The sequence below is a fragment of the Butyricimonas faecihominis genome (genome assembly GCF_033096445.1).
In the GTDB taxonomy this organism is placed as follows: domain Bacteria; phylum Bacteroidota; class Bacteroidia; order Bacteroidales; family Marinifilaceae; genus Butyricimonas; species Butyricimonas faecihominis.
The window spans coordinates 4,845,578-4,851,806 of sequence record NZ_AP028155.1 but is presented as its reverse complement, the minus strand read 5'-3'; the positions used below and the strand labels follow the sequence as shown (position 1 = coordinate 4,851,806).

The 6,229-nt window shown below is 39.2% G+C and carries 4 protein-coding genes; 1 reads left to right on the top strand and 3 read right to left on the bottom strand.

Going from position 1 to position 6,229, the window contains the following annotated elements; translation table 11 throughout:
- Window positions 1-272: 272 nt before the first annotated feature.
- Together R8806_RS20055 and R8806_RS20050 are read right to left on the bottom strand one after the other, a co-directional pair.
- Window positions 273-1,460 carry an MlaD family protein gene (locus R8806_RS20055; protein ID WP_124317950.1) on the bottom strand — a complete coding sequence of 396 codons (1,188 nt, stop codon included), beginning with the start codon at window positions 1,458-1,460 and terminating at the stop codon, window positions 273-275.
- Between the two features lie 28 nt (window positions 1,461-1,488).
- On the bottom strand, window positions 1,489-2,604 hold the full coding sequence (locus tag R8806_RS20050) for an N-acetylmuramoyl-L-alanine amidase family protein (protein WP_229783025.1): 1,116 nt from the start codon (window positions 2,602-2,604) through the stop codon (window positions 1,489-1,491).
- A gap of 239 nt (window positions 2,605-2,843) precedes the next feature.
- Between R8806_RS20050 and R8806_RS20045 the strand changes: the two genes are divergently transcribed.
- Window positions 2,844-5,414 (top strand): putative LPS assembly protein LptD, encoded by a 2,571-nt coding sequence (locus R8806_RS20045; protein ID WP_124317219.1) that lies wholly within the window; start codon window positions 2,844-2,846, stop codon window positions 5,412-5,414.
- A 66-nt stretch (window positions 5,415-5,480) separates the two neighbouring features.
- Here the strand turns inward: R8806_RS20045 and rlmB are convergent, their stop codons facing one another.
- On the bottom strand, window positions 5,481-6,221 hold the full coding sequence (rlmB, locus tag R8806_RS20040; RefSeq protein ID WP_124317220.1) for a 23S rRNA (guanosine(2251)-2'-O)-methyltransferase RlmB: 741 nt from the start codon (window positions 6,219-6,221) through the stop codon (window positions 5,481-5,483).
- Between the last annotated feature and the right edge of the window lie 8 nt (window positions 6,222-6,229).

Below are 6,229 nucleotides of genomic sequence, written 5' to 3'. Positions count from 1 at the left end.
GATTCTTGCTTACGTTTTAGATATCAATTCTTTAGACATACAATCATGAAAATCAACACCTTAATCCCAAATCAATCTATTTCCAAGCGTTCCTTTTTTGCAACAAATTCTTAACATAAACGTAACTTTCTAATTAACCTACCCTAGGGATAAAGCTTTAGCACCTAAGGGGAAAAAATGAACTACGCTATATTTTTTTGATTCTTAAGCCTTGTCTTTTATGTTAACAAAATTCAGACTTCAAAAGTCATTATTTAGAATAATTCTAATTTTCAAATAAAGTCAATTTTAACAATATAAGCATCATTATAACGCTTTATAACATCATCTAATTTCTTCTGGGCAGGTTTCAATTTCTTGTAGCTATCAATGATGTAAAGATATTTATCCTTATACTTAATCTCCTTCAATCCATGATTTTGCACATACAATTCAGAATTAACATCCAATCGTTCTGAAGACTCGAAAATCACCACGCCATATTCTTCAAGAGCATTTTTTCCTGAAGAAAAATCAATCAGAGAAAGATTTATAAAGCGTTTCGGATTATACCTGAACTCAACTAATAAACGATTCAAATTTTCACTCACTTGATTCAAATTATAATAGAGATCATTATCATTTAAAAGAGCCCCTATCGTTCCCTCTCCTCTATTTATTTTATTCATTATCGAATCGGTTGTAGCCAAAATATAATCCAAGCTCATTAATGTCTGGTGTAAACTTGCCTGCCGTAAAGAATCGCTTATCGCGGATACATTACCCAAAATAGTAGAAATCTCTTCGTTATTATTTCTCAAATTACCCGTGATGCTATTTACATCCTGCAAGATAGAACTGATTCTCGCAGACTCCCCTTGTATTAAGGTATCCAAATTTCCCGAGGCTCCCTCCAAATTACGTAATGTTCGATCAATACTTCCGAAACTATTACTTAGATTCTTTTTTGTTTCCTCATTAAACAACCCTTGAACAATTAACATCACGGAATCCAACGATCCCAGCAAACGCTCGGCCTTCTGTTTCAATGGCAACATTTGCTGGCTCACCTGTTCCATAAGTCCACGCTCCACTTGGGACCGCAGGGTGTCTCCACTTACCGCAGTCACGTGAGAATCTCCCGGCACTAGAGCAACAACTTTTGAACCCATTAAATCAGCACTCTGAATCATGGCCAACGTGTTTGATGGCAGCTCCAACCCTTTATCCACCGAGAACTTCACGAGTACCCGATCGAACCGTTCTCCCGTAAATTGAATCGAAATTACTTGTCCTACCTGATATCCTCGGTAAATAACGCCACTAGACACTTTCAACCCTTCTACACTATCATACACGCCGTAAAATGTACTTTTGGATTCAAACAAGGACGAACCTTTCAAGAAATTTATTCCCCAAATCAAGATAAAAACCGCAGCCAACGCAGTCAGGGCTAATTTCGCTTCTCTTCTTATTTTCATTTTCATGAGTATTATTTTATTTCTTCATTTATTTTTTCCGTTCTAACTTTCTTGCCTCTGCCACGGTAATTTGTTTTCCCTTATAGACAGCAATAACAAAGCAATCCTTTACAGTTTTCCGAACTTCTTGTTGAAACTCTAACGCTTTCTCGTAACTCGAAGTTTTCTTCACGTAATACCGGTAACGGTCTGTTCCCTTCAGCACCTCCACCTTATCTTTCAGTTTCAGATACCGAAGATCTTTTATTTGTGTCTTGGAAGAGGCAACTTGTATAGCATAAAACAAATCATTCTTACCAGAAGTCGTAATATTCTTCTCTACGTCTTTCTTTTCTACCGTGGAAGTTTTCTGGTTTTGCTTTTGCACCTGCGGAGTCTGTTTTGATATCACTTTTTGTTCATCCTGTCCACCGGTCAACACGACACTGTTACGTTCCACGTTATTCTTATAGGCCTGAAAAGCCGTAAATATAGCCCGGGCAATATTCGTTTGTCCCGATTCAGACGTTAAAATCTTTTGATCACTCGGATTCGAAATAAAACCGGTCTCAATCAGAACAGCCGGCATCCCCACGTCCATCAACACGATAAATCCCGCTTGCCTTACTTCCCGATCCGGCATACGAGTTCTCGCGATTAACTCCTTTTGTATAGGTGCGGCAAATTCCATACTATTCTTCAAATGACTATTTTTCAAAAAATTAAACATGATATATGACTCTGCCTTTTTCGGATCAAAACCATCATATTTCACAGAATAATCCTCTTCGTAATGAATAGCCTCGTTCTCTTTCATGGCAACCTGAAAACTGGCCTCCGACTTATGCAACCCCAGCACGTATGTTTCCACGCCTCTCACGCTTGATTTAGAAAACTTATTCACATGAATGGATATAAACAATTGCGCTTTGGCCTTATTCGCAATCCGTCCCCGTTCTCTCAAATCCACGGCAACATCTTTTGTTCTCGTGTACACGACTTTCAAATCAGGATAGGCACTCTTCACCATTTTCCCCAATTTCAGAGCGATGGCCAACGTTATATCTTTTTCTCTCAGCTTTCCACTGATAGCTCCCGGATCTTTTCCTCCATGTCCGGCATCAATACAAATACAATTAATTTTACCCAAAGCCTCTTGTGCCATCAAAGAATTTGAACCTTCTAATAAAAAGATTACCAACAAGAAACATATGAACCTACACTGATTTATCATGTATTTAAAACTTTTTAAAAAGAATCATGAGCATTAACAACCATTATTTCTTACATTTGCAAAGCAAAAATGCAATATGCGTGATGCAATAATTAGTCACAAAAATAATTATAAAATTGCAAGTTAGATTATATACAGGGCTTTTTATTAAGAAATGTATCATTTTAACAATGATCGCCCTGCCCATAATACTCTCATCGAATGGCTTGGCGTCCGAGATTATTTTCGGACAAAATCTCTTTATCACAGCCATTGACACAACGGGACAACCCGGTGATAGCATTCGTATCGTTTATGATTCTGCAGGAATCCCGATTGATACTATTCGCAATGACTCCGCTCAATCCAAACCTCTATTTGATGACCTTGTTAAATACGACGCGGACGATTCGGTCAGATTTTCAATACAAGAGAAAAAAGTATATCTATACGGAAATGGTTTCGTGAAATACCTTACGACAGAGTTAAGAGCCGATTACATCGAACTCGACATGGATAAAAAACTTGCCATGGCAACCGGAGTACCCGATTCTGTCGGGAAATTAAAAGGGACACCTAAATTTAAAGACGGTGGTCAGGAATTTGAAAGTACTGAATTACATTATAATTTTGACACGAAAAAGGGTTACGTAACCGAGATTATCACCCAGGAAGGAGAAGGTTATATTCAAGGAAAAACAACCAAAAAGATGAGTGACTCCGTCTATTGCGTGAAACACGGTATGTACACAACCTGCGACGAACACGACCATCCTCACTTTGGGCTAAACATGAGCAAGGCGAAGATGATCAAAGACAAAAAGATATTCGTCGGTTTCACCAATTTGGAACTGGAAGGAATTCCTTTACCGATCTTTATTCCTTTCGGCTTTTTCCCGATCACAAAAAAAGCCACGTCGGGAATTATCATGCCCACTTACGGAGAGGAACGAATGAGAGGATTTAACTTGAGGGGTGGTGGGTACTATATTTATATCAATGACTATATTGATATGAATATCACCGGGGATATTTACACCAACGGTTCTTGGGGGTTACAATACGCAACCCAATACCGTAAAAGATACAAATTTAACGGTAATCTGAACTTCACGATCAGTAAAAACTATGTCAGTGAAAAGGGGTTACCTGATTATCAGGAATCATCAGACTGGTCTGTACGCTGGACCCACACGCAAGATGGAAAAGCAAACCCGTACAGTTCATTCTCTGCTTCCGTGGATATGTCATCCGCCAATAACAACTACTATAATGCCAACACGGTGGACGGGATTGCCAACCAAAGAAAGCAATCCAGTATTTCGTGGAGTAAAAAATGGCCGGAAAGCCCGTTCAGTTTGAGTGGTTCGTTCAATCATAGCCAGAATAGCCGGGACACCTCTATTGCTATAACATTACCGAATTTGAGTCTCCGAATGACACAAATCTATCCTTTCCGTAAAAAAGGGAAAAGCGGTGAAATGAAATGGTATGATAATATTGGTGTATCTTATTCTGCCGAATTAAGAAATAGTATCCAAACCAAAGAAGACAAGTTGTTCAAATCTTCTTTTGAAAGAGACTGGAGTAATGGATTTAAACACAATATCCCGATCAGTTTACAATTTAAGATTGCCAAGGACGTGACCTTCACTCCCTCTTTAAATTACAACGGGTACTTGAACCTCAAAACCATTGAAAAAATATGGATTCCGGACACGAGTGCTAACGGTGGGCAATTTATCACACGGGATGTCCCCGGATTGAACTACTCTCACGATTATTCAGCCAGCGGATCAATCGGGTATACCCCAACCATATATGGTATGTTCATGTTCAAACCGGGATGTAAAGTCGTCGCCATCCGACACATGATACGTCCCTCCATATCGGCATCCTATACCCCCGCCATCAAACCCTTGGGTAACTACAAAAAGAGCTACTTCGATGGAGAGAAAGAGGTAGAATATGACATTCACGAAGGTTTAACCTATCGTCCGAACACTACAGGCGGCAAACAATCCGGGAGTATTAGTTTCAGTTTGGATAACAATGTCGAAATGAAAGTCCGAAATGACAAAGATACAACCGGAGACGAAGAGTTCAAAAAAGTAAAGCTTTTGGAGAGTTTCAGACTTTCAACATCTTATAATCCTTTCGCCGACAGTATGAACTTTTCAAATATCTCCATAAGCGCACGTACCAAAATATTGAATAACAAAGTAGATTTGAATTTCAGTGGTACTATTGACCCTTACGCGATAGATACAAATAATGTAAGATATAATAAATATCACGGAAAACTAGGGCGTTTAACCAATGCAACGATCTCTACCAATTTTAGTTTTTCCGCAGATAACGGACAAAATAAAGAAAAAAAGAATGACCTAGTAGGCGGATTCTATGATGACTACGTCGACTTTGACGTACCTTGGAATATCAGCATTAGTTACAACCTTACTTATTCCAAACCTAGCCCTTACAAAAGTCCGACAATCTCTCAGATCATCAACTTTTCGGGTGACCTCTCGTTAACCCCTAAATGGAAACTCACGTTCCAATCGGGATATGACATTAAAAACAAAGAAGTAACTTCAACCAGCTTTAGTGTCACGAGAGACTTGCATTGTTGGGAAATGACATTCAACTGTATGCCGTTTGGACAGCACCAGTCTTACAACTTTGAAATTCACGTCCGATCCTCTTTATTGAGGGATTTGAAGTTGACCAAACGAGATTCTTGGTATGATCGAAGACTTTAATCAAATAAATAAACGAAATAAAGCAGACACTTGTCTGCTTTATTTCGTTTATACCAAGTAAGATTTCTATTTTCGTTGTCTCACCGCCTCATACACAAGGATTGCGGCAGCAGCAGAAACATTCAGAGATTCTATTTTCCCATACTGGGGAATTTTAATTTGTTGATCAGCCAATACTAACAACTCTTCATCAATACCAGTATCCTCCGCTCCCATAATAATCATACATCCCTCTTTCATATCCACTTCGGTATAAAATTTATCCGCTTTCTCCGTGGCTGCAAATAAAGTTAACCCTCTTCGTTTCAATTCTTTTATCGTCTTTTTGAGATTCTTCTCCCGACAAACAGGCAAATGGTATAAAGCCCCGGCAGATGTTTTAATCGCATCAGAAGATATTTTTGCAGAATTCTTATTCGGAATTAAAATGGCACTCACCCCGGCACACTCTGCCGTACGGGCAATTCCACCCAGATTTCGGACATCAGTAATCCGATCCAAGATAAGTATTAATGGCATTTCCCCTTCCGCCACCACAGCATCCACGACCGTGTTTATATCTTGGTAAGGAATTGGAGAAACCTCTGCCAAAACTCCTTGATGATTTTTCCCGGCAAACGGTTTAAACACCTCTTCGGGTACGTACTGGAACTGAATCTGACGTTCACGCACCAGCGAAAATAATTGTTGGAACAACTCCCCCTTTATTCCCTGACGGAACATCACCTTGTCAATTTCCTTCTCATCCTGTATAGCCTCCATCACGGCCCGAATTCCGAAAATACACTCTTGCTTAAACTTTGCCATCTTATTCG